General features: G+C 43.7%; 24 protein-coding genes. 16 read left to right on the forward strand and 8 right to left on the reverse strand.

The genetic code is table 11. The annotated features are described in order from the left end of the window. Positions 1 to 890: 890 nt before the first annotated feature. On the forward strand, positions 891 to 1,889 hold the full coding sequence (locus tag FEM55_RS00190; RefSeq protein ID WP_138279316.1) for a 2-hydroxyacid dehydrogenase: 999 nt from the start codon (positions 891 to 893) through the stop codon (positions 1,887 to 1,889). 296 nt (positions 1,890 to 2,185) lie between these two features. Here FEM55_RS00190 and FEM55_RS00195 read toward each other — a convergent pair whose 3' ends face one another. The 6 genes from FEM55_RS00195 to FEM55_RS00220 form a co-directional block, all read right to left on the reverse strand. Continuing rightward, entirely contained in the window at positions 2,186 to 2,644 is a 459-nt protein-coding gene (locus FEM55_RS00195; RefSeq protein ID WP_138279317.1) for a 5-fold beta-flower protein, read from the reverse strand. A gap of 175 nt (positions 2,645 to 2,819) precedes the next feature. Further along, on the reverse strand, positions 2,820 to 3,164 hold the full coding sequence (locus tag FEM55_RS00200) for a four-helix bundle copper-binding protein (protein WP_138279318.1): 345 nt from the start codon (positions 3,162 to 3,164) through the stop codon (positions 2,820 to 2,822). Positions 3,165 to 3,191: 27 nt separating this feature from the next. Beyond that, complete coding sequence (locus FEM55_RS00205) at positions 3,192 to 3,815, reverse strand: DUF305 domain-containing protein (protein ID WP_138279319.1); 624 nt, start codon at positions 3,813 to 3,815, stop codon at positions 3,192 to 3,194. A gap of 86 nt (positions 3,816 to 3,901) precedes the next feature. Then, on the reverse strand, positions 3,902 to 5,968 hold the full coding sequence (locus FEM55_RS00210; protein WP_138279320.1) for a heavy metal translocating P-type ATPase: 2,067 nt from the start codon (positions 5,966 to 5,968) through the stop codon (positions 3,902 to 3,904). Between the two features lie 41 nt (positions 5,969 to 6,009). Next, a complete protein-coding gene (locus FEM55_RS00215; protein ID WP_212748276.1) occupies positions 6,010 to 8,304 on the reverse strand; it encodes a multicopper oxidase domain-containing protein in 2,295 nt (764 codons plus the stop codon). 96 nt (positions 8,305 to 8,400) lie between these two features. Further along, entirely contained in the window at positions 8,401 to 9,261 is an 861-nt protein-coding gene (locus FEM55_RS00220; RefSeq protein WP_138279321.1) for a DUF3347 domain-containing protein, read from the reverse strand. 111 nt (positions 9,262 to 9,372) lie between these two features. Here FEM55_RS00220 and FEM55_RS00225 point away from each other — a divergent pair, with 111 nt between their 5' ends. From FEM55_RS00225 to FEM55_RS00250, 6 genes are all read left to right on the forward strand, one after another. Next, complete coding sequence (locus FEM55_RS00225; protein ID WP_138279322.1) at positions 9,373 to 9,627, forward strand: hypothetical protein; 255 nt, start codon at positions 9,373 to 9,375, stop codon at positions 9,625 to 9,627. 256 nt (positions 9,628 to 9,883) lie between these two features. Continuing rightward, positions 9,884 to 10,966 carry a sialidase family protein gene (locus FEM55_RS00230; protein ID WP_138279323.1) on the forward strand — a complete coding sequence of 361 codons (1,083 nt, stop codon included), beginning with the start codon at positions 9,884 to 9,886 and terminating at the stop codon, positions 10,964 to 10,966. 725 nt (positions 10,967 to 11,691) lie between these two features. Then, the gene (locus tag FEM55_RS00235; protein ID WP_138279324.1) at positions 11,692 to 12,084 is read left to right on the forward strand and encodes an ArsR/SmtB family transcription factor; all 393 of its coding nucleotides are present in this window, start codon (positions 11,692 to 11,694) and stop codon (positions 12,082 to 12,084) included. 12 nt (positions 12,085 to 12,096) lie between these two features. Next, on the forward strand, positions 12,097 to 12,687 hold the full coding sequence (gene merTP, locus FEM55_RS00240) for a mercuric transport protein MerTP (protein WP_138279325.1): 591 nt from the start codon (positions 12,097 to 12,099) through the stop codon (positions 12,685 to 12,687). A 2-nt stretch (positions 12,688 to 12,689) separates the two neighbouring features. Then, a complete protein-coding gene (locus FEM55_RS25140; protein WP_138279326.1) occupies positions 12,690 to 12,899 on the forward strand; it encodes a GDCCVxC domain-containing (seleno)protein in 210 nt (69 codons plus the stop codon). After that, positions 12,832 to 13,647, forward strand: a complete 816-nt coding sequence (locus tag FEM55_RS00250; RefSeq protein ID WP_212748277.1) for an ankyrin repeat domain-containing protein — start codon at positions 12,832 to 12,834, stop codon at positions 13,645 to 13,647. Before FEM55_RS25140 ends, FEM55_RS00250 begins: the two co-directional genes overlap by 68 nt. A 137-nt stretch (positions 13,648 to 13,784) precedes the next feature. On the opposite strand, the gene FEM55_RS00255 is transcribed toward FEM55_RS00250, so the two are convergent. Continuing rightward, the gene (locus tag FEM55_RS00255) at positions 13,785 to 14,486 is read right to left on the reverse strand and encodes a low molecular weight phosphatase family protein (protein WP_138279328.1); all 702 of its coding nucleotides are present in this window, start codon (positions 14,484 to 14,486) and stop codon (positions 13,785 to 13,787) included. Between the two features lie 108 nt (positions 14,487 to 14,594). Here FEM55_RS00255 and FEM55_RS00260 point away from each other — a divergent pair, with 108 nt between their 5' ends. Genes FEM55_RS00260 through FEM55_RS00295 form a run of 8 tightly spaced genes read left to right on the forward strand, consistent with a single transcriptional unit; the run spans position 14,595 to position 20,076 of the window. After that, positions 14,595 to 14,927, forward strand: a complete 333-nt coding sequence (locus FEM55_RS00260) for an ArsR/SmtB family transcription factor (RefSeq protein ID WP_138279329.1) — start codon at positions 14,595 to 14,597, stop codon at positions 14,925 to 14,927. Between the two features lie 54 nt (positions 14,928 to 14,981). Further along, on the forward strand, positions 14,982 to 15,554 hold the full coding sequence (locus tag FEM55_RS00265; RefSeq protein ID WP_229209028.1) for a DUF6428 family protein: 573 nt from the start codon (positions 14,982 to 14,984) through the stop codon (positions 15,552 to 15,554). 15 nt (positions 15,555 to 15,569) lie between these two features. Beyond that, the gene (gene arsN2, locus FEM55_RS00270; RefSeq protein WP_138279330.1) at positions 15,570 to 16,019 is read left to right on the forward strand and encodes an arsenic resistance N-acetyltransferase ArsN2; all 450 of its coding nucleotides are present in this window, start codon (positions 15,570 to 15,572) and stop codon (positions 16,017 to 16,019) included. Beyond that, the gene (gene arsB, locus FEM55_RS00275) at positions 16,016 to 17,053 is read left to right on the forward strand and encodes an ACR3 family arsenite efflux transporter (RefSeq protein ID WP_138279331.1); all 1,038 of its coding nucleotides are present in this window, start codon (positions 16,016 to 16,018) and stop codon (positions 17,051 to 17,053) included. The genes arsN2 and arsB overlap by 4 nt, the downstream gene beginning before the upstream one ends. A gap of 11 nt (positions 17,054 to 17,064) precedes the next feature. Next, the gene (locus FEM55_RS00280; RefSeq protein WP_138279332.1) at positions 17,065 to 17,841 is read left to right on the forward strand and encodes a metallophosphoesterase family protein; all 777 of its coding nucleotides are present in this window, start codon (positions 17,065 to 17,067) and stop codon (positions 17,839 to 17,841) included. Beyond that, positions 17,838 to 18,587, forward strand: a complete 750-nt coding sequence (locus FEM55_RS00285; protein ID WP_138279333.1) for a metallophosphoesterase family protein — start codon at positions 17,838 to 17,840, stop codon at positions 18,585 to 18,587. The genes FEM55_RS00280 and FEM55_RS00285 overlap by 4 nt, the downstream gene beginning before the upstream one ends. A gap of 10 nt (positions 18,588 to 18,597) precedes the next feature. Then, on the forward strand, positions 18,598 to 18,927 hold the full coding sequence (locus FEM55_RS00290; RefSeq protein ID WP_138279334.1) for a hypothetical protein: 330 nt from the start codon (positions 18,598 to 18,600) through the stop codon (positions 18,925 to 18,927). A gap of 15 nt (positions 18,928 to 18,942) precedes the next feature. Beyond that, a complete protein-coding gene (locus FEM55_RS00295) occupies positions 18,943 to 20,076 on the forward strand; it encodes an MFS transporter (protein ID WP_138279335.1) in 1,134 nt (377 codons plus the stop codon). A 287-nt stretch (positions 20,077 to 20,363) separates the two neighbouring features. Here FEM55_RS00295 and FEM55_RS00300 read toward each other — a convergent pair whose 3' ends face one another. Continuing rightward, positions 20,364 to 20,954: a recombinase family protein gene (locus tag FEM55_RS00300; protein ID WP_138279336.1), complete on the reverse strand. Its 591-nt coding sequence runs from the start codon at positions 20,952 to 20,954 to the stop codon at positions 20,364 to 20,366. A gap of 176 nt (positions 20,955 to 21,130) precedes the next feature. Between FEM55_RS00300 and FEM55_RS00305 the strand changes: the two genes are divergently transcribed. Further along, positions 21,131 to 24,217, forward strand: a complete 3,087-nt coding sequence (locus FEM55_RS00305) for a Tn3 family transposase (RefSeq protein ID WP_138279337.1) — start codon at positions 21,131 to 21,133, stop codon at positions 24,215 to 24,217. The last annotated feature ends 142 nt before the right edge of the window (positions 24,218 to 24,359 follow it).

Consider the following 24,359-nt stretch of genomic DNA (forward strand, 5'->3'; position numbering starts at 1 on the left):
GAGATTCCTGTACGATCGAGTACCGGTCTTCTGCACTGAATGTTCGGCGTTGTTTACTCATGATTCCTAAATTAAATGGACTAAACTGTTTTTACAATTTTGTCCAACCATTTAGGGGGCTAAGACAAACCATGTCAATGGTACCGACTATACAAATGGTACGGACCGCATGATTTCACTGGAGACCCTGTTCAGGGCAGAAAGATTGTAAACACCTGCTCAATCCGTTTTTTTAATATTCTCTTGGACATATACTGTGACACGTGCGTAATCAGTGACACTGGAAGACGAATTTGAAGCAATGAAACGGTTTAAGGATGAAGGCAGGTTTTCACTTCGGGTAGCATCCAGGCTTCCGCCCCATATAATCTCCGCCTTGAGGAGACAGCTGCAAGACAACATGGTCATTTGTGTCTGGACATTAAACCGGCAGTATCCTATGGAATGTGAATTGACTGAAAAAGGGATGCGGTTTCGGGATTACTGGATGCAAAACGAGTGGAATTAGGATGGAGGATAGCATTTTTGGTAAAAACGCTTGCGGACAAACCAAGTTGTTTAATATCCAACTTATCATAATGGTAAAGCGTTGTGATCTTGAATTTGATCATTGGGGTTAAACCACATTTCACCAGTTATATAAGAAGGCTTTAGTTGAATGGTAAAAAGTATCGGGATATATGACATCACTGCGTTCAATAAGAATCTCACTGGGATCGGGCTGCCTATACAATCCAGATACCTATCTTAAATGGACCAAAGTGCCCCGCAGAGCTGATATTAAGATCAGATCATGTGGATACAACTTAAACTTTGCAATTTGTTTTTGATTGGAAACAAAATGTTTTAAATATGCAGGCATTTGGTTTGATGCTGCCGGGAGTACTTTTATGAAAATACTATTCTTTTCTGCAAAGCCTTATGAAAGGCCCTTTTTTGATAAGTACAACGAGCCTTACGGCTTTGAGCTGGTATATTTTGAAACACATCTTGGCCCTCATATTGTCAATGCGGTTGAGGATGCAATTGCCGTCTGTGTGTTTGTCAATGACAAGGTAAATGCAGCGGTAATTTCCGTACTGGCTGAAAAAGGGGTTAAGATCATTGCACTGCGCTGTGCCGGCTACAACAATGTAGATCTGGATGCAGCAAAAGCCCAGGGTATCCACGTATGCAGGGTTCCGGAATATTCTCCTGAGGCTGTCGCCGAGCATACCACAGCCATGTTACTGACTTTAATCCGTAAAACACATAAAGCTTATAACCGTGTACGGGAGCAAAACTTTGCATTAAACGGCATGCTTGGTTTTAATCTTTATGGTAAAACCGTCGGCATCATCGGTACGGGCAAAATTGGGAAAGCATTTTGCAGGATTATGCTTGGCTTTGGCTGTAACGTGATTGCTTATGATCTGTTACCCGATCTGCAAATGCAGGCACTGGGGATTCAGTACATGTCTTTCGAAGAGGTATTAAAGAAAGCGGACATTGTATCGCTGCACTGTCCGCTAACCCAGGAAAACCATTACATGATCAATAAGGCAGCTTTGGCAATGATGAAAAAAGGAGTTGCTGTGATCAATACAAGCCGTGGCGGACTGATCAATACCGTCGATGTTATCCAGGCATTGAAAAGCAAGCAGGTAGCCTATCTGGGCATTGATGTTTACGAACAGGAAGAGCAGCTGTTTTTCAAAGACCTTTCTGGCAGTATCATTGAAGATGACACTATTCAGCGGCTGATGAGTTTTCCAAATGTTTTGGTCACCGCACACCAGGCTTACTTTACAGAAGAAGCCCTTTCGCAGATAGCACAAGTAACCTTGGGCAGCATTGGGCAACTTGCCAATGAAAACCAGTGTGCTGACGCATCTGTTATGCTGGTATGAGAAGATAGAAAGCTGCAAAATTTTCTTTGTTTCATTCCGGTTTTCGTGCTGGAAACCAGTAGGCATACCTGTAATGAAAGCAGCATGAAGATAGTATACCAAGGCTTGACAGCTACCCCGTTTTTTAGTGTAGGGGTAAACTAAAGAAAGGGAGAAAAACCGTCACGACTTCCGCGTACGGTTTTTCTCCTGGTATAGTACGGTACGTTCAATTGTCAGCCAACACACAACCCAAAATATTTGACAAATGAATTCAATTTGGTTGTCGCAAATCCTACATCAACGAAATTGCAAGATCATTTCATTTTCATATCCTTATGCTCGTTTTTCATTTGAAGGCAATGTAGCGCGCAGGCACCGTACTGCTTGTAGTTTTCATGAACCGAAAGGACTGTGTTGCCATTTTTGTCTTTGACTTCACAAGTTCCATTCATAGGATTAGATACCGTTAAGCTATCAGCGGCCCCGCTTTGGACATAGTAAAGGTATGTGCCATTTTTTGCGGCTTTACCCATGGACTTACCGGTGGCGGCATCAACGGCATTTCCCTGATCATCGATGTGGGCAATTTTCACTCCGGCAGCATCTTTGATAGTTCCATCACTGGTAACCCAGCCAATATGCTTTCCTTTCGCATCAGTAACCTTACCCTGGGCATCAATAGCAGGTATTGGCTGTTTGTAGTTTTGGGAATATACATTTCCAACCGCAAATACAAGAAATGCTATGAGGAAGATAAATTGGTGCTTTTTCATTTGACTACCGGTTTTTATAATTTATCAAATTTACCTTCAATAGCGCTGAGCAAACATGATAAGGGTCACATATCCAGGTGCTTGTAATCAGGTAAACCGGGTTTGTTTTAGGTGGCCATTGAAAAAGGGTAACCAAAATGATTACCCTTCGATTGTGTTAACCCAGGATGGTCTATTAAACTGGGGTTGCCATTTCTTCACATATTTTGGCGCAATGACGGCAAGCTTCTGCACACTGGCGGCAGTGATCCATACCCATTTCCGCATGTTTTTCACATTCATCTGCACACGCATTACAAGCGTCCGCACAAACACGGCATAGGTGCGCACTGAAACTGCTTCCAAGGCTCATCACTTCGGCGGCACTTCGACAGATAGCGGCGCATTCTAAATCAAGCTGAATACACTTTGCCATATGTCCTACGTGCTCTTCTTTCAAACACTCAGTTGCACAGTGACTGCAAGCGATTGCGCACGCCACGCAAGCATCAATACACTCTTTAAATTGTTGATGTGCCATAAGAATTAAGGTTAGATTGGTGGTTAATTAATTATTTCTGTTAGCCAGTAGCCAAGTCTGGAAATCGGCTATTTCTTTGTTTTGCTCCTGGATGATCATGGAAGACATTTCTTTCAAGCCAGCATCTTTACCCATTAATAAGTGCATCTGTGCCATTTCAGTAGCACTCTGGTGATGCTCGATCATTAAGGTGGCAAAGTCCTGGTCTATATTTCCATTGATGATTTGAAGATCAGATTGCTTGCCCATCCGGTCCATCCCTTCCATCATTTTCATATGAAAGTCCATGTTCATGGTAGTGGGCTTGGCGCTTGCAAGGAAAGAATCAAATTCTGCTATTTCTTTCTGCTGGGCATCGATGATCGCCTGGGCTTTGGCCTTCATTTCACTATTAGTTCCGGACTTCAATTCCAGCTCTGCCATGTCGATAGCACCCATGTGGTGCATTCTCATCATACTTGCATAATCGATATCTGGATCCTGTGTCACTTTCATGGTATGCATTTCATCCATCATCTGATGCATAAGTGTCATCATTTGATTTTCGTCATGGGCTTGAATGGAAATTTGATTGTTGTCGTCGTCATCCGAGCAGGCGGTTGAAAAGGCTATCAATGCAGCGAGTCCTAAAATCTTGAATGTTGGTTTCATGTGGTTGTTGTTTGAATAAGTGGTTTATTGTGTTCAAATTCAGTGGGATGCATTTAAAATATTTATGCCATTATGGTATAATTTCCTTAATTGACTTTAAGCAGTTTTGCATTAATGGCAACCACAATCGTGGATGCGCTCATAAGGACTGCCCCCATTGCTGGGCTTAGCATGAAGGAAGGGTACAAAACACCTGCGGCCAGCGGTATAGCTATTACATTGTAGCCAATTGCCCAAGCAAGGTTCTGCACCATTTTTCTGTAAGTAGCCCTGCCAAATGTGATCATTTGCACTACGTCCATCGGGTCACTATTTACCAGGATAATATCGGCCGTTTCAGCTGCTACATCAGTTCCCGAGCCTACGGCAATACCTACATCTGCTTGTGCAAGCGCGGGCGCATCATTGACCCCGTCGCCTGTCATTGCTACAATCTCTCCCTTATTTTGAAACTCCTTGACCTTATCCTGCTTTTGGTGTGGCAGCACACCCGCCAGGTAACCATCCATGTCCAGCTTTTTGCAGACCGCTTCTGCAATCTTGGCATTGTCCCCGGTCAAAAGGAACGATTTGATGTTCATTTTTTTCAGTTCAGCGATTGCCTGGGCTGCATTCTCCCGGATGGTATCGGCAAAAGTGATCAAGCCAACCAGCTTGCCATCGACCAGGATAAAGTTTACCGTGTCAGTGGCCTGGTCAACCTGGTCGGGAATGGAGGGAACCGGTTTATTTTCCTGGGTGAAATAATTAGGACCGGCAGCTACTATTTTCTTGCCATCCACAGTACCTGTTACCCCAATGCCTTGCATATAATTGAAATCGGTGGACTTGTAAAGCTGCAATCCTTTTTCTTTCAATTTCCTGATTACGCCGTGGGCGATATGGTGCTCGGAGTTTTGTTGTACAGCCGCTGCATACTGTAAAATCTGGTCTGGTGAGAGCTGCTCGTCAATGGGTATTATCTGTTGGACTTCATGGGAGCCTTTGGTAAGTGTGCCGGTTTTATCGAAAATGATTGTAGTCAATTTTCGCGCATTCTCAAAGGCAGTGCGGTTGCGGATCAACAGCCCATGCGTTGCAGAAATGGTTGTCGAAATGGCAATAACCAAAGGGATAGCGACCCCCAAGGCGTGCGGACAAGATGTTACCATAACAGTAACCATTCTTTCTAAGGCAAATGCCAGGCTTTGACCACCAGTGTACCAGATGATGAAAGTCGCAACCCCAACTGTAATGGAAACAATGGTTAGCCATCCGGCTACCTTATCTGCCAGGTTTTGGGTACTGGATTTAGCATCCTGGGCAGTCTTGACCATGTTGATGACCTTTTGCAGGTAGCTGTCATTGCCCGCCCCGGTAACCTTGACTTTGAGGACACCATCACCGTTGATAGCACCGGCAATAACCTTATCGTCTTTCTGCTTTTGAACTGGCACACTTTCGCCAGTGAGCATGCTTTCGTTCACATAAGAACGTCCATCTGTGACCAATCCGTCGGCAGGCACCTTTTCACCTGGCTTGACAAGTAACAAATTCCCTGTGCGAAGTTCTTTTAAAGGTATATCGGTTACCTGATTGTCCTTTTCTACATGAACCACTGATGGAAGTAAAGCAACCAGGGATTCCAGGGCTTTTGAGGCGGCCATCTGCGATTTCATTTCCAGCCAATGCCCAATGAGCATAATATCAATCAGGGTAGCAAGCTCCCAAAAAAAGTCCATCCCTTCCAGCCCAAAAACCACGGCCACGCTATACACATACGCAGTAGTAATCGCAACCGCCACCAGGGTCATCATACCCAAAGTTTTGCTTTTTAGCTCCCGGACAAGGCCCGTCAGAAACGGCCAGCCTCCATAGAAGTATATGATCGTGCTTAGTGCCAAAAGCATATATTGATCACCTGGGAAGGTCCAGTTAAAACCAATCCATTGCTGGATCATATGGGATAGCAAAAGGATTGGCAAAGTAATGACCATGCAAATCCAGAAGCGCTTTAAAAAATCCTCGGTATGGTGGCCTGCGTGTTTGTCATGGCTACTGTCTTCATCGGTGTGCCCGCCGTGACCATGATGCTCATGTTCAACTCCTTTCATTCCGTTCACGGCTTCGGGTTGCTTTTCCGGATGATGCCCGTGGTGGTGGTGATTTTCCATTTGTCACTGTTTATGTGGTGCTGTAAGCTGATATCTATTGGCTAGTAATTCAAGGTCAGCCCGACACCAAAACCCATGTCGCTGTCATAATGGGCTGTGGCACCTACATACCTGGTAAAGATATACCGAAGGGCGGCCATGTACTCCTTGTCCGTATTGACCATCAGGTTCATCCGCAGACGTTTGGAAACTGGTATATCCATCCGTTCCAATTGAAAACGCAGGTTGCCATCCGTGAATATTTCAGCTTGCGCCGTAACCAGCATGGGCAACATGTAGTTTACTCCCGCGCTAAACACGGATCTTTGATCCTTGGTGTTTCGCTGGCCAAACAGATTGGTTTCTACTTCATCCATCCCCATTTTTCGGTACCGCCAGTCAAAGCCAATAAATGGCATCAGCCACTGCATTTTCCCAATGTAACGCCCTAGGTGTGTTTCAACTTCATAACCGTGATGGTCATTATAACCTAGCCTCCATTCCGATCCGATACTCCACCGGGTGTTTTGCAGCATCGCTTCACCATCGTTGCCGTTGGTGGCAATATCGTTCTCGGCCATGAAATGAAACTCCCGGTCATCGGCAAATAGTTTGCGTTGTGCTAACCGGGGGTTAGGGATCTCAGGGTTAGCCGGGGAATTCTCATAGGAGAAGACCGCACCCATGCCGCTCATCATATGGTAAAGGATATGGCAATGAAAAAACCAGTCACCACTTTCCGTTGCAGCAAATTCAAGCGTATCAGTTTCCATCGGCATGATGTCAATGATGTTTTTCATGGGCGCATTCACTCCCTTTCCATTGAGTACCCGGAAATCGTGGCCATGAAGGTGCATGGGGTGCCGCATCATGGAATTATTGTAAATGACCATACGAACGTTTTCCCCTTTTTTGATCAGGATTTTGTCACGCTCTGAAACCACTTTGTTATCCATGCTCCATACGTACTGGTTCATGTTGCCAGTCAATACAAAACGGAGCTCTTTTACCGGTGCATCCTTAGGTAAAGATGTGTTTTCAGGCGACTGAAGCATGGCATAATTTAACGTCGTAATCGAGGACAAGGCATTACTGTTGTACATGTTATGACCAGCATGTTCATCCACTTTTTTGGGATCATCCATTTTCATGTTCCCCATATCCATTGCTTTGCCTGTATCCTTCTTTTTGCTTTTTAAAGCGCCGGTAATTTCCGGGTACATGACCACATTCATATCCATCTGGTTCAGGCTCATGTTCATGCCCATATCGTCCAGGTCACCATTCATTTTCATCATGCCATTCATCATCTTCATCCCCTCAAAGTATTTGAGGCGCGGTAACGGTGATGCCAGTTGTTTCACCCCTTCACCCAGGAACAGGGACGTAGATTTGGTCCGGTCTTCCGATGTAGCCAGAAACTCATATGCAGTAGGGGCAGATCCGGGCGTAACGGCTGGAATGGTAACAATTATATCATACGTTTCTGAAACTGCTATGATCAGCCTGTCCACATCTACCGGCTCTACATCGTTTCCGTCGTTAGCGACAACAGTCATTTTGCCGCCTGCATAAGTAAGCCAGAAATAGGTTGAAGCCCCGCCATTTGAAATCCTTAGACGGACTTTATCACCTGGTTTAAACTGGGACAGTTGGCTTTCATTTTTTCCATTAATAAGGAAGCGGTCATAATACACGTCGCTGACATCCATCGCTGTCATCCGCTTCCATTCGTTTCCAACCTTTGTCTTGAAATATCCTTGACTAATAGCTTCCGAATAGCTTTGGGTTGCACCCTTCTTTATAGCAAACCAATCACTTGCGTTGTGAAGCATCCTGTGGACGTTTTTAGGCTTCATATCCGTCCACTCACTCAATATGATTGGAACAGTAGGAATGGTTGGTTCTTTTTTCTTGTTCAGGATCATCGATCCATACATGCCTATCTGCTCTTGCAACTCAGTATGGCTATGGTACCAGTGCGTGCCGTGCTGAATAATTGCAAACCTGTATAAGTGTGTTGTATGAGGCTTAATGGGCATCTGTGTCAGATTAGGTACCCCGTCATACTTATTGGGTAAGAACAGTCCATGCCAGTGCAGGGATGTCTCTTCGTCGAGCTCATTGTGTACGTATATTTCGGCAGTGTCCCCCTCCGTAAACGTTAATGTAGGCATCGGAATTTGTCCGTTTACTGCAATGGCACGCTTAGGCGTCCCAGTAAAATTTACAGTTGTGTCTTTAACGTATAGATCATACCGTACTATTTTTTGGCCGTAAACCTGCTCAGAAATAATGATGAGCATAGCGGCCGCAGCAAGAAATCTATATATAGGGATTTTAAGAAAATCCATCATGTGCTGTTATTTAAATAAGAAGAGAAGACTGTCCTGATGACCATAAGTCATACTTACTAGCAGGTAATGTTTACGTTGCCATCAGGACAGTCGTTACTATTTGAGTGTTTCAGTGGTTTTACCACAGTTCAACATCTGCGCGCCATAATAAGGGTTTTTAATTGCCGATACCTGGCTTAGCCAGTTGGCACCTTTTCCTTCTTTGGCCATTGGGCAGTGCTGATAATAAACCGCCTGAGAAGGCTTTGCCGACTTGATGAGTTTATACATATTCTCGGAAAGAGAAGAGAAATGGTCTCTTTGGTGGCCTAGATCTTTGGTTTCTTCAATGTGTTCGGCATCGAAATTCAGATCTTTCATGACCTTCATCCAAACCATATGCTGCTCGCTTCCCAGCTCGTCCATCTTAACGGCTTTGAGTGCCTTTACAAGGCTTGTTGCTTTCGCAGAAGTGGCATTTCCGTCAGAGCTAACCAGGGCATCCTTCACCGCGTAATAGGCATCCAAAACTGGTTTCAGCGGGTCAGCGTCAGCTGACTTGGCCTTATTAATAGTTTCTATTGACCCAGCATCATGCTCATGGTCGGTCATTTTCTTTTGGGCCACAACTTCATTTTTTCCAATGCGCTCGTAGCGGCAGCATTCCTCCAATTTGGCATAAGCATCATCAGGTGCCAAGTAGCTTTTGTTATCGTACCCGGCCAATGCAATTTTTTTCAGGATTGCATCCAGAGAGGTCTTTTTACTATCGTAAGTGACTGCGGCAACTTTCGTTTCCTTATCCCAGTTTGCTTTGGAGATATTTTTCTCAAATGCAGCGGCTTCAATGCCTTCCTTGCACTGAGAGCATGATCCGGCAATTGTTACATTCTCGGTAGTGACATTTTTGATATCTGCATAGGATAAGAAAGTAGACAGCAATAGCAATGTTGCCATCAATATTTTAATTGATTTCATCAGAATGGAATTTTGGATTTTAAATAAGTTTTTGTCCGAAGTGAAAGAGCTCCGGAAGGGCGTACCTGTGGCTACAGGGAACTTATCAACCTATATTAGGAGGCATCCACAGTGAAAGATACACTGGCTTTGGGGAAGTTTCCTGGAAGAACCAGGAGGGGGAATTATCAACAACAGCAAGGGTTTTTTGGATTAACCCTGTCGGCTGGATCTTTAATGCAAAAACAGGAAGAGAGTGGGCGCAATCACAGCCAGATTCATTACAACTATGGCTACATTTCTTATTCCTATCCCCTGATCTATGGTTTCGATGCCTGGCGCAGCAGGCCTTTTTATGTGAAGCCACATGCTTTACTTCTTTTTTGACTGGAAAGTGCTTGCTACCACATGCTTGACTTACCCCCACTGGCACCAGGAGGCAAATCATCATCAGCAGTAAAAAAACACAACCTTTCATATTAAGACATGCGGTTTTTCGCAATACAAAGATTGCCTATTGTTCTAGCGTAATTTCTACACAATTACTATGCCACGTTACATAATTATGGAATCCCAAGATTGTAAAGGTAAATTGTAGGGTTAAGGACTTTTAAAGGCGTGCAGAACCTTTTTATTAAGCTATATGATGTTGTCGAAATTTGTAACCGCCGTTTTCACCTGCTTAATTTTTTTGGCAGCTCACCCTTATCATACTTTTGAATCTGAACAAAAACTGGCCGCAGGCAGCCAGCCGGAAATAAGTGTTGATGCTAAGGGCATTATTCACATCGTGTACGGTGTCAAGAATGGCAATGAACGTGACTTGTATTATATATTTTCCGGTGACGGTGGCAAGTCGTACTCCAAACCTGCGCTGTTAGGCAACTTTCCGCAGATGGGTCTTGGGATGGGAAGGGGGCCACAACTTACCACAACAAAAGATTACACGGTAGTCACAGTCGGGGATCATCACGGAAATTTGTATGCAATGCGGTCTTTGAATGCAACAAATCAATGGTCTAAGCCTGTACGGGTTAATGACACGGACACTACTGCAAAAGAAGCCTTGTCTGGAATCAGTGCTGGCAAGGATAACCTGGTCTATACTGCCTGGCTTGATACCCGGCTTGGAAATAATAATTTATTTGGCGCGCGCTCTAAGGATGGCGGGCTAACCTGGGGAAAGAACCAATTGATTTACAAAGGTGAGCAAAAAGGGATTTGTGATTGCTGCAAGCCTTCCGTTGCCATAGACCAAAATGGTGCTGTGAATGTTATGTTCCGAAACAAGCTCAATGGCGCGCGGAACATGTATGTGATCAGCTCGAAGGATAATGGTCAGCATTTTAACAAAGCCCAGAAACTGGGAACGGGGGATTTTGTCATCGACGGATGTCCGATGGACGGAGGGGATTTGTTAGCTGATGCAAGTGGAAATATTACTACCGTATGGAGGCGACAGCTGGAAGTCTATATGGCTGAACCTTCAAAACCGGAAGTAAAACTTGGCAGTGGCCGGACACCGGTGATCCTGCAAACTAGCAAAGGCCGGGTGGTTGCCTGGCACCAGGATGGGCATATTCAATTCAGAAGTCCAGATGGGAAAAAAACATTTACATTAGGGAATGGACAGTATCCCAAGCTTGCGCTGAGTCCTGACAAGAAAGCAGTACTATGTGTGTATGAGCTTGATGGTCAGATTATGGTTCAGTCTTTGATCCTTTGATTACGGTTTGATTTAATAATTCGTGGAATTTAGTGGTGCGTGCTTGATAATAACTTAGGCAAAAATTTGTAGCCCAAAGATGCGATCTGCGAGTTTTACTTTAGGTTGTCGGGAATACTACATGTAGGGTCCAGGCGCTAAGGCAGCTCTTAGCAAGATCCACTCTTACAAGACAGAAACTTTTCGGCTCGTAGAAGGTATATGATCATTCAGATTTATCATGGCCGGCAGTAAGTTAGGGTCCGTGGTTCTTTCTCCCATTTGTTGTTATTAGCGGCAGAAACGGTAGTGACGGGTGATAAAGTTTACTCATATGCCGTTTAACATTCTCTTTTTAGAAGATATTAGCGCAGTGTAACAGCACACTAACCAAACCTGCTCTTCCTGCCTGGAATAAACAGCAATGAAAATGTAGCATACAGTAAAGCTGAAAGAGAAAATTGAACTTACAAACAAATTGACATATAAAAAACAGACCAAGCGCACGCATCAGTTGCACCAAACGCTATTTAAGAAAATAGATAAAATTATCTAGAGGCCAACCAGCTACGAATTGGTTTTTGAAAATCAATGTTTACCAGAAATTAAGAATATTTGAGTTTTCAATTCGGTAGCGCTTGTATTCTCATTTACAAATCAAAAAACTGACGAACCATTATCTCGTATTTAACTATTTGCTTAAATACTTAAATTGCTTAGATTTGCTTTGTAATACACAGATAAATATGAGCGATCAGCAAGGCTGTATCCGGGTTTATGAAGATCAGGGTAAAATTCAGCGGTACACAGAAATTATAAACCAGTTTCAGCCATCTTTTGGGCGGTTGTCACAGGTTTTAGACTTAGCAGGAAACGAAAACCGTTTAAAAATTATCTATCTCTTGCGGGAAGAAAATAACCTATGCGTTTGCGATTTATCCGATATTTTATCAATGAGTATTCCAGCTGTCTCCCAGCATTTACGTAAGCTTAAAGATGCACAACTTATTCAGGCCAGAAAAGTTGGGCAAACCGTGTTCTATTCCCTGCGGGATGAATCCATTGATATTTTAAACTTGATCTTGGGGTATCTTACAACTTCACAAACGTCGTCAGAGCTATCGGTTAGCTTAAATTAAAACAATTGAACTATGAAAACGACAGGATTTATCGGACTCTTCACAGCCTTTGCTTCTTCGCTCTGTTGCACGGTTCCGCTGTTGGCGGTAATATTTGGTGTTTCTGGTTCATCCAGTGGGCTTGTCTGGCTTGAAACATTTCGCCCGTTTAGCGTTGTGCTGACCATTGGGGCATTAGGTTGGGCCTGGTATAATCAATTAAAAAATAGCAAAATGAAAGATTGTGCGTGCGAACCAAACAAAACATCCTTCTGGCAAACAAAGGGATTCTTAGGCATGGTAACAGCAATAGCGCTGCTATTACTGACCTTTCCATCCTATTCAAACCTGCTTTACCAAGCTAAGGATCAAGAAGTTGTACAACCTGTACAGGATGGTCCGCAAAAAGTTGCTTATGTGACCATAAAAGGAATGACTTGTGAAAGCTGTGAACATCACGTCAAAAAGGAGGTTGCTAAATTGAAAGGCGTTTCACAGGTTGATGTCTCATACTCAAAAGGGGCGGCCACCGTGAAATATGATAGTAAGAAAACCTCAATTGCTGATATTAAAAAGGCAGTCGATGCGACCGGTTATAAAGTAACAAGCACAAAAACGCTCTAAAAATGGTCGCCATACTTGAATCTGTAATTATGTGCCCGAATTGTGGGCATCAAGAAGCAGAAACTATGCCCACGGACGCTTGCATGTATTTTTATGAATGCACTTCTTGCAAGATCGTATTAAAGCCTCTAAGCGGCGACTGCTGTGTTTTCTGTTCTTACGGGGCTGCAAAGTGCCCACCGGTTCAACAGCAAAGAAGCTGTTGCAATTAAGCCTGTAATTATGAACTACATTGATACCCGTGATCCTATTGCGGTTGCAGTAGTCAACGCTATTCAAACAGGGGATATACCAAAACTCACACAATTACTAGCTGAAAACCCCGGCTTATCCCAAGCAAGGCTTGGTGATAATGACCCTTGTGGAATGTCGCGTACGCTACTGCACGTTGCCACAGACTGGCCAGGTCATTATCCCAATATCGCACTAACAATCAAAAAGCTTGTTGAAGCCGGCGCAGATGTCAATGCTCGGTTTAGCGGGCCACATATTGAAACACCCCTGCATTGGGCTGCAAGTAGTGATGATAATGAAGCACTTGATACTTTAATCGATGCCGGAGCAAACATAGAAGCCGAAGGCGCCGTCATTGCCGGGGGAACCCCACTGACGGATGCAAGGGCTTTTGGGCAATGGAAAGCAGCACACAGGCTTGTCGAGCTTGGTGCAAAAACTAATTTAACCGATGTCGCTACCCTTGGCCTGATGGATAGATTAGAGAGCTATTTCACTAAAGAATCCAAACCTGAGGCAGGTGAGATTGACCGCGCTTTTTGGGGCTGTTGTCATGGTGGACAAAAAGTAGCAGCTGCTTTCTTACTCGGACAAGGAGCCAACATAAATTGGATACCGGATTGGGAAAATTTATCACCCCTGGACGCTGCGCAGCGGGAAGGTGCAGATGAGCTGGTAGAATGGTTACGAAACCGCGGCGCAAAATCGGCGATGGAGTTAGGATAAATTCAGGCCATGTATGGTCTTAGGCATATCCATCTTCACTTGTGATCGCAACATCTTTCAAGCCCCATTTGCTGGGCATTTATCGCATATCATGGTCTGCCGCATCCCATCCTATAAAATTATGATAAGGGATACCATTAGATTTTTATTTTTGAAAAAACATACAGCGTTTCGGTTGCGATTTGTTTGCAACGCTCGTCGTATTTAGCTGTCTCCTGCGCGCTGCCATCAAAGGCTTTGGGGTCATCATAAGGAACGGCAACCCTGGCAGCTGCGCCTTTTACAACAGGACACGCTTCATCAGCCTGCGAACAGGTCATGATAGCGCAAAAATTGCTTTGCGGGTTGCTGGCGTCGTCATATTTCTTCGAAAAAGCTTTCATAGGTTCAGCTCCGTCCCCGTAGCTTACATGATAGACCGGGTTTTTGCCCTCTGATGTTTTCGTTACCGCAAAACCAGCCCGCTCGCAGGCAGCAACTGCCCGTTCATTGAATGCGCTGGCCTCAGTACCACCAGAGTATGTTTTCACATTAGGGATATCGTAATATGCAGCAGCAGTAGCAGCCCAAATCTGGCCGAAATGGCTGCGGCGCGAATTGTGCGTACAGATGTAGGTGAGCTGTACAGGCTGATCAGCTTTAACCTGCTTTTGAATAAATGCGGCTATTTTGTCAAGCTCTTCTTTTCTGTCACCGGGTATTTTTGAGAAATCCTTTTTAAGGGTTTCTATGTAGGCAGAAAGCTTTGGATTTAGCGCTTTCTTATTGTCTGATTTGCTAGATGGCATAATTGCGGCAGTGGTAAAAAAGGTTATCAGTAAGAGGTTGATCAGGTTCATATTTATCAAGTAAGTTGTAGTCAATCGTAAAGATACGATAGAATTTATCAGACAAAAAAATATTAATCGTAATATTGCAATTGGTTAAATGCTATCTATATTTGCAGCATGGGAGTAACTAAAACCGAAATATTCACAGAGCAGCAGAACCGTATCGCGGATCTTGCAAAGGCATTTTCGCACCCGGCCAGGGTTGCGATCCTGCAACTGCTAATTTCCAGAAAAGCCTGCGTTTGTGGTGATTTGGTAGATGAGCTCGAACTTGCCCAGGCAACTGTTTCCCAGCATTTGAAGGAGCTTAAAAGGATTGGGATCATTCATGGCGAAATCAATCCCCCAAGGGTATGCTATTGCATTAACCCGGTCGTGTGGTCAGAAGCACAAAAAACTTTCGGTTCATTGCTTGATACATTTGCCATTACTGAATCCTGCTGCAATTAGCTGGCATTTTTTTGAAAATATCAATCGTAATAATACATTTAACCAATAGAAACCATGAGCCAATTAAATCCGGAGACTCGCAGTCCGATGAGCTGGGGTGATTTCAAAAATACCCTTCAACAAAACCCTGATCTGCACCTGCAATTCCAATATGAGGAAGGCAAATTTGTAGACAGCTCTTACCACATTACCGAGATCAAACAAGCACCGATTGTTTCAGTTGATTGCGGCGGGGTAATGAACAGCTGGACAGAAGTGATCGTGCAGCTATGGGAACCCTCAGAGAAAGAAGTAGACCGTTCAATGAAAGTTGACAAAGCGTTGAAAATTGTTGACCTGGTTGAAAAATCGCTTCCCCTGAACCCCAATGCAACCGTTAAAATTGAATTTGGCAATTCCAGGTTTGATACACGTCAGATGTACCCCGGAGAGTTTGCTTCCGATGGTGAAACTTTCACTGTCAACCTGGTCCCGGACTTTACCCAATGCAAGGCACTTACCCGAAACCAAAGTTGCGGAACACCGTCAGCAGAAGCATCATGCTGCGCGCCCGCTCCTGTTAAACAGGAATTAGAACTGGTCACCTCTGATGGTGACAGCTGCAAGCCAGGCTCTGGGTGCTGCTAATCAAAACAACCAGCTATGAAACTACAAATTGATAAAGCAGGGCCAGCAGACAGAGAACTCATAGCCAGCCTGCTAAAAGAAGCAGACCTTGTTATCGAAGACTTGCCTGCCGGCTTGCCGGATTTTCTTTTAGCCAGACAGGAAGGGTCACTTGTTGGTGTTGCTGGAATAGAGCTGTATGGAGAAGTTGCACTATTACGCTCAATTGCGGTCAGCCCTGATCATCAGGGTAAGGGCATTGCCCGGAAATTGGTCGGGCAGCTTCTGGCAAATGCTGACAAGCAAGAAGTTAAAGCAGTATACCTGATCACAACCACGGCTGACCATTATTTTGACCGCTATGGTTTTGCGGTCGTAAACCGTGAGCAAGTGCCGGAAGCAATTCAGCAAACCAAGCAGTTTAGTGGCCTTTGCCCAACATCTGCTGTCGTGATGCAAAGAGATTTAAAGCATACAACCACATGAATAACCCACGTCTTTCCTTCCTAGACCGCTACCTGACTTTATGGATTTTTCTGGCCATGCTGATCGGCGTTTCAATTGGCTATTTCTTGCCGGGCACACCTGATTTCATCAATCAGTTCAATTCAGGATCAGGTGTGAATGTTCCGCTAGCCATTGGCCTTGTGCTGATGATGTACCCGCCACTGGCCAAGGTGCGTTATGCAGAGCTGCCAAAGGTGTTTAGCAACACCAAGATCCTGGGGCTTTCGCTGCTTCAAAACTGGATCATTGGCCCGCTGCTGATGTTTGGCTTGGCCGTCATTTTCCTTCCCGATAAGCCAGAGTACATGACTGGCCTGATCATGATTGGTATTGCCCGTTGCATCGCCATGGTCATTGTCTGGAATGACCTGGCCAATGGTGACCGCCTGTATGCAGCAGGACTAGTTGCGTTCAACAGCATTTTTCAGGTCTTGTTTTATTCGGTGTATGCCTATGTTTTCGTAACAGTATTACCGCCGCTTTTTGGCTTGAAGGGCTTCGAGGTCAACATTACGATTGGCCAGGTCGCCCAAAGCGTCTTTATCTATCTGGGCATCCCGTTCCTGGCTGGCATTATTTCCCGGATCGTATTAACAAAGTTGTTTAGTAAGCAGTGGTATGAGAAGAAGTTTCTTCCGGCCATCAGCCCGATTACATTAATTGCCTTGCTCTTCACGATTGTGGTCATGTTTAGTTTGAAGGGCCAGCTGATTGTGAGTATCCCCTTTGATGTGCTGCGCATTGCGCTACCACTGACAATCTATTTTGCTATCATGTTTTTCTCCGCTTTTTACTTGTCCAAACGTGCAGGCACGGATTATGCCAAATCAACATCGCTGGCCTTCACTGCCGCAGGTAACAACTTCGAGCTTGGGATTGCGGTCGCTATCGCTGTATTCGGAATTGATTCCGGGGCTGCATTCGCTGCTGTCATTGGCCCATTAATCGAAGTGCCGGTATTGATCCTGATGGTCAATTTTGCACTCAAACAACAGCACAAGTTTTCCAATTAACTGCCTATTACATGAGAATTGCTTTTTTTTCAGATATCCATGCCAACCTTCCGGCTTTGGATGCATTTTTCCAAGATGTTGAAACCAGAGACATTGATGCTATTTATTGCCTGGGCGATCTGGTCGGTTATAACATATGGCCAAATGAAGTTATTGACGAAATCAGAAAGCGTGGTATTCCTACTATTGCCGGTAATTACGACTTTGGCATCGGAAGGAGCAGTGACGATTGTGGTTGTGCTTATAAAACGGACGATGAAAAAGAAAATGGCAAAGTATCAATTGCTTATACAAACGAAATTGTCAAGGATGAGCAGCGGGCTTATCTAAGAACACTGCCGGCACACATCCGTCTGGAATTTCAATTAAATGAGAAACCGCTTTCGGTTCTTCTGGTGCATGGCAGCCCGCGGCGGATCAATGAATACTTGTTTGAGGACCGCGATGAAAAAAGCATGTTGCGGATCATGGAGCAGGCCGGTGCAGATGTCATGCTTTTCGGTCATACCCACAAACCTTACCATAGGGTACTGGGCTCAGTCCAGCCAGACGGTACAGATCATTTCCGGCATGCAATCAATATTGGTTCTGTCGGTAAGCCAAAAGATGGTGACCCAAGAGGTGGCTATGTAATCCTGAACATTGATGCAGATGCACTGGCATCAAGCAAGGAAAGTATTACGGTAGAGTTTATACGTTTTGAGTACGATGTTGAAACAGCAGCCAAGGCCGTAGAAGGCAGCGTCCTTCCCGATGCATATGCAGAATCATTACGCCTGGGAAAATGAAAATAGCACTACTATCTGATATCCATGCCAATCTTCCTGCTTTTGAGGCGGTGTTAGAAGATATGGAAAAACAACAACCTGATGCGGTTTACTGCCTGGGCGATCTTGTTGGCTATAATGTATGGCCTAACCAAGTAATTGGTTTGGTGCGCAAACATGGCATTGCAACTATTGCAGGAAACCACGATCTGAAAGTTGCAAAAATACTTGCTTCTCTCGGCGATTGCAGCAAGGAAGAAAATAGCGAGTACGCCTACAAGCTGGTCGGAGATAAGGAAAGGAATTACCTGTTAACACTTCCCAGGCATCTCAGGTTAGAGTTTCAGCTTAATGATCAGCAGCTGAACATGCTGCTTGTCCATGGAAGCCCAAGAAGCATCAATGAATATCTTTTACAGGATTTGCCTGAGCAGTACATGCTGGAACTTGTCACGGAATATAAAGCAGATATCCTATGCTTTGGACATTCGCATAAGCCTTATCACCGCGTCATCAATTCTGGTGAGAACGGCAGTGAGCATTTTCATCACCTGATTAACACTGGTTCCGTAGGTAAATCCAAAGATGGTGATGCGCGCGCTTGTTATGTAGTTATCACGATTGATCAGACAGCCAGTATAACAAATCAAGATGCTGTTCAGGTTGAATTTGTAAGGGTCAAATACGATGTAGAAAAGGCGGCGCAGGCCGTAGAGCTTAGCCTTCTTCCTAATGCTTTTGCAGATAATTTAAGAAAAGCATATTAACCTTATCCAGATGAAAGGCTTGATGGTTTTGTTTTTGGTCTTCCCTACCATTGTGTCAACGGTCTATTCTTTTGGAGCACGGGAACAGCCGCAGGACATAGGCAATCAATTATCCAACCTTCTTGACTATCCTGCTGTTCTTGGTGAAACTGGCGGTATAGTTGTAATACAGTTTTCTGTTGGCGAAGGTAACGCCATAGGGAAAGTGAAAGTATTCACCCATGATGATAAGCTTAATAACGATTTGATCCGGCAGCTGACTGGAAAGAGGGTATTTTTGCCTGATCATCATCCAGCCGCAAACTATACAGTCAAATTAAGGTTTATAAGGGCTAAATAAACCGATTGGGAAAGAATGAGAAAGCATATTGCCGAAATGAAATTGCCCATGTATGCGTCTTTCAGCTTGAGCTTCGCTTTAATGGGTGATGCATTCCTGTATTCTTTTCTGCCAATCAATGCTTCCAGCATCCACGTTCCAATCATTTGGATTGGAACTATCTTGTCTATCAATCGCTTTACACGGATTTTGCTTAACCCACTTATTTTGCGCGTCTTCAGTCTTGTGGGCTTCCGTATACCTATAATCGTTGCGGCAACTATATCTGTATTAGCCACGGCTGGCTATGGTGCAGGTTTTGGCATTGCAATTTTGGTGTTGCTCAGGATCTTGTGGGGCATATCGTATTCTGTCCTTCGCGTTGGGGCAATTACTTATGCAATGGATTATCCAAAAAAAGGCCTGGCACTGGGAATGAGCCAAAGCATCATCGAATCAGGTCCACTACTTGCATTATTGGTTGGCCCCCTGCTTTTTGAAGTAATCAGTCCTAGCCGGATCTTTTTAGTGATTGCGCTCCTTTCGATGCCAGGAGTTTACTTCGCCTTTAAGCTGAAAGAAAGGGGCAGCTTGCCAGCTCGCCCATTTAGCTTTAAAATATCATTTCCATCCGTCTTTAACCGATTAGCGTTTTTAGGGGCGTTTGCAGTGGAAGGTATGCTCGTGGTTTTAATTGGGGCCCTGTTGATGGATGCGCATCCCTATTGGTCGGCTGTTGAAATTACTGCCGTTGCCGCCGGATTTCTTATGTTCCGACGCATTTGCTCGCTTTTGATTTCGCCTTTTGCAGGTTGGTCAGCTGATCGGTATGGACTTCCTAACATTTATTCAGGCTCTATTCTTCTAATTTGCCTAGGTTTGCTATTGGCAACGAATGGCTGGGTAATGAGTGGATTGATCCTTGTATTTACGTTTTACAATGTTAATGCAGCCCTGGCAGCTGGCGCGGCATCCGCAGGGAAAGCAGATGTAACGCAGGCGGTATCAAATAATGCTACTTTCAGAGATGCAGGTTCGGCATTTGGAGCTTTAACAGCCGGGTTTTTACTGGCTTTTGATCACCTCGATTTAATATTTACCTTACTCAGTTCCACCCTTATATTACTTAACTGGATTTATCACAGGCGGGCGAAAGCTTTGGTGGTTTAGAAAAATTTAAATTCGGGATCCTTTTCTGGAAAGCTTCAGTTCGCTAGCGGCCTTATCTTCATAGACCGCATATTTTAAATGATAATGAAATTTTCTTTTGACGCATCTTGTGAAACAGTTTCTATAAAGGTCTCTGAAAAAGTATCCGTCACTGAAGCCAAAATCAAACAATCCGTAGAGAGAAAGAAGTTGGTGCTAACAGACCTAAATAATTGCCAAAGCCCTTTGCCCACCTCAGACAGAGGTATCTCCTATGCTTACCTCGGACCAACTAAAATAGATCTTTTTTACTTTCCTTGTTTTTCATTAATTAGAACGCCACGGTGGCGTAGGTACTTATAAAGTGTCATTTTAGAAATTTCAAGATCCGCGGCAATTTCATTCACACCCAACTTGCGTTCATTGTATAACGTTTGGGCTAACATTGCCTTCTTTTCAGCTTCTTTCGAAAGGCCACGGCTACGTCCGCCTTTTCGGCCACGTGCGCGGGCTGCTTCAAGACCGGATTTAGTTCGCTCCCTGATCAGGTCTCTTTCAAACTCTGCCAAAGAAGCAAAAATGTTAAAGATGAGTCTGCCTTGGGCAGTAGTAGTGTCAATAGAATCATTAATAGAAACCAGGCCGATTCCACGTTTCGCTAAATCGGCTGTCATTTCCAAAAGGTGTTTCAAGGAACGCCCTAACCGGTCCAGCTTGTAAATGAAAATCACGTCCCCTTCGCGAAGGATCTGCTGCATGGCAGCAAGCTGCGGCCTATCCGATTTTATTCCGGAAGCTTTTTCCTGAAATACTTTTTCGCAACCTGCTTTTCCTAAGGCATCAAGTTGCATTTCTAAATTCTGGTCCTGGGTTGATACCCGCGCATATCCAATTTTCACTTTTTGTATACTTTAATCCATGTAGTGGATCAAATTTAATGTACTTAGATTGGTGTACAAGTTTATTTTACTAATTTGATAAAATATGTTTGAATTTTGTTTATTCTTTTAGCCTTAAAAAGCTTGGCAAGCTTGTACATTCTGAGCAACGTTTTTTTATACACACAAATCGTCTCATGCCAAGAAAAGAATACCTGACTTCCGAAGCCCGGCAACGATTTGACAATCCACCTGTTTTGAGTGTCGACCAGAAAATGATTTTCTTAGAGGCTCCTGAGTGGGCAGCAGAATATGTCAAGACTTTGCAGACTCCATCCAATAAAGTTGGCTTTCTTTTGCAGGTTGGATACTTCCGGGTGGTCAGCAGGTTTTTTGGATCGAACCGTTTTCACCAAAGTGACGTAGACTTTGTAGCGGCAAGAATTTCTGTTGATGTCAATGCTGTACAAATGACCGACTACGAAGGACGGACTTCACTTAGGCACCGGGAGGACATTCTTGGATATTTTGGCTTCGCAGCTTTTGAAAAATCTTCGGTTGAAGCGTTGACCGAAGAAACACAGAGATTGGCACATGTACAGACCAGGCCGTACCTGATTTTCGAAGGGATGGTAGACTTTCTCCAATCACATCATATCGAAATTCCAACATACCAAAGCCTGAAAACGATTTTGGACAAATCTCTTGCTCGTTTCGAGCAAAATTTAGAGTCTATTTTAAATAAGTACCTGACAACTGCCGATGTTCTGCTTTTAGAGCAGCTTCTTGTTGAACACACTTCTTATCAACAGGACAGTAGGAAGCATTTGAAAGTAAAACGCTATGAGATTACATTTTTCAAACGGATCTCTCAATCCATGGAAACAAAACAGATCCGTGAGCGAGTAACCAATTTTGAAAGCTTAAAGAATATGTATTTGCAGTTGTTACCGATTGTAAAGCGCTTAAGATTATCTGATACCACTGTTCAATTTTATGCGGAATACGTTATCAATAACCAGGTAACGCAGATAGCTACACGTAGCACAAATCGTTATCTTCTTCTGATTTCCTTCATTATCCATCAGTATTATATGTTAGGAGATGCACTTATCCTGACTTTGAATAGTGCGGTCACCAATTATGTCAATGGTTGCGAAAACTTGGTTAAGCAGCAACTTTATGAAAACAGGATGCAGACCGCGCAACTGGTTAGCAGTGTTGCCCACCGGAGCAGTACCCATATTGATGTTTTGGGTGCCATTGAAAAAATTATTGCTGACACTACCATAGAACCGCTAGCTAAGGTAACATTGATCGAGCAGCTATTTAAAAACAAACGGTTATCTCAAAAATTGTTACAGGAAGACCAGCAGCGACTTAAAGCATTAAAAGAAGCCAACCAAAAAATAAATGACCGGGAAGATTTCTATCAGATGCTTGAAAAAAATGCATCGAAATTAAATGGAAAAGTCAGTGATATCGTAAAAGCATTGATCCCTAGTTTGACTTCGTCAGGAAAAGATATCCTTACAGCGGTCCGGTACTACCAGGAAAAGAACGGTTCTATTATTTCACGCGCAGCTGTACCAACTGATTTTTTAGGAATGGAACAACAGCAGCGGGTATTAACTACGGAAGGTAAATTACGGACAGGTTTATATAAAGTATTCCTGTTTCTGGAAATCAGGGATAGTATCAAATCCGGAGTACTTCCAATCGATTCATCTTATGATTACCGTAGTTTTGATGAGTATCAAATACCGCCTTTGGTTTGGAACAAAGAAAAGCAAAAACTCATAGAACAAGCTGGCTTAACAGCTTTTGCAGATTCCCGGAAGACCCTATTAAGGATAAATGAAAAGCTAAATTCACAGATAAAATTAACAAACGAGCGTATAGAAAAAGGAAATAACAAACAGGTATACTTTGATCCTACCGGTGACTGGCACTTGATGAAAGATAAACGTTTGGAAGAAGTCACGGATCTGGAATCGCTTTATCCCCAGGAATATGTAATTCCGTTAGCAGAAGTTCTTTCAACTGTACAAAATACAAGCGACTTTATTTCCTCGTTTATCCATAGCGGTATTGACCACACCCCTAAACGTCCGGAAGAGAAGTTGTTTTTTGCAGCAATTCTTGGGTTTGGGTGCAATATTGGAATCCGCAAATTCTCTTTCATGTCCAAGGGGATCAAGACCACTTCATTAGAAACAACGGCACTCCAATATTTTTCGCCAGAGACTGTAATACAGGCAAATGACAAAGTACTTGCATTTAGCAACTCTTTACCTCTTACCGAACATTTTAGAAAGGATGCAGACTTTGTTCATACTTCCAGTGACGGTCAAAAGTTCGATGTATCCGTTGCTTCGCTAGTGGCTTCTCCTTCTTTTAAGTACTTTGGAAATGGCAGGGGTGTTACCATGTATTCCTTTCTGGACGAAGCCGGGCAGTTATTTTATTCCACCGTATTCAGCGCAGCAGAACCGGAATCACATTATGTCCTGGATGGTTTGACCCACAATGAAGTGATCATTCCCAATGCCCATTCAACAGACACCCACGGTTTTAGTGAACCAGTATTTGCCGTAACTGGCCTGCTTGGCATTGAATTCCGCCCCAGGTTTGCAAGATTTCACCATCAGCAGCTTTATTCAATTGATGAAGCGCGTACCTATCGTGAGCTGAATTATAAGATTGTTCCAAGTCTTAAAATCAATTTGCCCCATCTGGAAAATCATTGGGATGAAATTTTAAGGCTTGTCTGTACCATAAAGTTGGGTTATTCCAAGGCGTCCACATTGTTCAGGCGTCTTAATTCATATTCGAAACAACATCCGCTTTATAAAGCCCTCAAAGATTTGGGAAGGCTTTACAAAACAGCATACATCTATCAATATATGGATGATGAGTTAATCCGGAAATCCGTGTCTGGATCACTTTCGAAAATTGAGAGCAGTAATAACTTTTCAAAAGCTATCACCGTGGGCAATAACCAGGAATTGATCTGGGCTACACGTAAAGAGCAATTGACGGCAGAAGGTTGTAAAAGGCTGATAGCAAATACGGTGAACACTTATAATCTATTGTTGTTATCTGAAAAACTGGTAGCAGCTGGGTCCGAGCATGACAGGCAAATCCTGTTGAAAAAAATTCTTGCTACTTCTACCCACAGCTGGGCACATATTAACCTGGTGGGAGAATACGACTTCTCCGATGGTAAGGATTATAAAGCATTTGATTTAGGCTCGATTTTGGATCTGAACCTAGCGCCTTAGAATTTAATATTCCGGACTTATGACAATTAAAAATCCTATGCGAAAGTCGTGACGGTTTTCCTCCCTTTCTTTAGTTTACCCCAGTGTAATAAAAAGTAAAAGTCCCCGGCAACAGCCAGGGATCTTTAAACCTTACTACAAA

Source organism: Dyadobacter sediminis (assembly GCF_005860765.1).
Taxonomy (GTDB): domain Bacteria; phylum Bacteroidota; class Bacteroidia; order Cytophagales; family Spirosomataceae; genus Dyadobacter; species Dyadobacter sediminis.